Origin of the sequence: Maribellus luteus (genome assembly GCF_003576475.1) — a bacterium.
In the GTDB taxonomy this organism is placed as follows: domain Bacteria; phylum Bacteroidota; class Bacteroidia; order Bacteroidales; family Prolixibacteraceae; genus Draconibacterium; species Draconibacterium luteum.
Genome location: NZ_QWGR01000075.1, coordinates 1 through 761 on the forward strand (window position 1 = coordinate 1; position 761 = coordinate 761).

General features: G+C 63.9%; 1 protein-coding gene and 1 pseudogene. Both read right to left on the bottom strand.

The annotated features are described in order from the left end of the window. Positions 1-529 (bottom strand): ATP-binding cassette domain-containing protein (locus tag D1614_RS27990; RefSeq protein WP_119440477.1); only part of this gene is annotated, 529 nt, incomplete at its 3' end. A 33-nt stretch (positions 530-562) separates the two neighbouring features. After that, positions 563-761 (bottom strand): annotated as a pseudogene (locus D1614_RS27995) (hypothetical protein); the annotation flags it as partial.

Genomic DNA, 761 nt, shown 5'->3' on the forward strand with positions numbered 1-761 from the left:
CGGTCTCGCGGATCGACAGCGAACTCGTCGGCTCGTCCAGCGCAATCACACGCGCATCGCGCAAGATCGCCTTGCAGATCTCGACCATCTGGCGCTGGCCGATCGACAGGTGCTTCAGCTTGGCGCGCGGGTCCAGGTCGACGCCGATGCGGTCGAGCTGCTCGCGCGTCCACGCCATCGCCTCGCGCTGACGGATGAACCCGCCGCTGGCCGGCAGGTGGCCCAGCAGCAGGTTGTCCATCACCGTCAACTCGGGCACCGTCTGCAGCTCCTGGTGGATGACGGCAATGCCGGCATCCAGGGCCGCCCGCGTGGTTGGGAACGCCGTCGGCTTTCCCTCCACGACGATCTGCCCGCCATCGGGCTGGTAGTCGCCACCCAGAATCTTCAACAGCGTCGACTTGCCCGCGCCGTTCTCGCCCAGCAACCCGTGCACGCGACCGCATTCGATGCCGAACGACACATCGGACAGCGCCCGCACACCCGGAAACACCTTGCTGATGCCACGAAACTCAAGAAACGCCGACATGGCAAGTCTCCTTCAACAACGTCATCCGCAAGATCACAGACCCATCTCTTGGCGGACGGTCTTTTCGTTGTCGCGCGTCATCAGGCGGCCGCTGGTCAGGATGAGGGGGTCCGGCGCCTTGTTGTTCTTGATCCACTCGTACATGTTGAGCGAGGTTTCATAGCCGTGTCGCTTCGGGCTGATCAGCACGGTGCCGAAGAAGCCGGTCTTCTCGGGCTTGGCGAACTCGTTG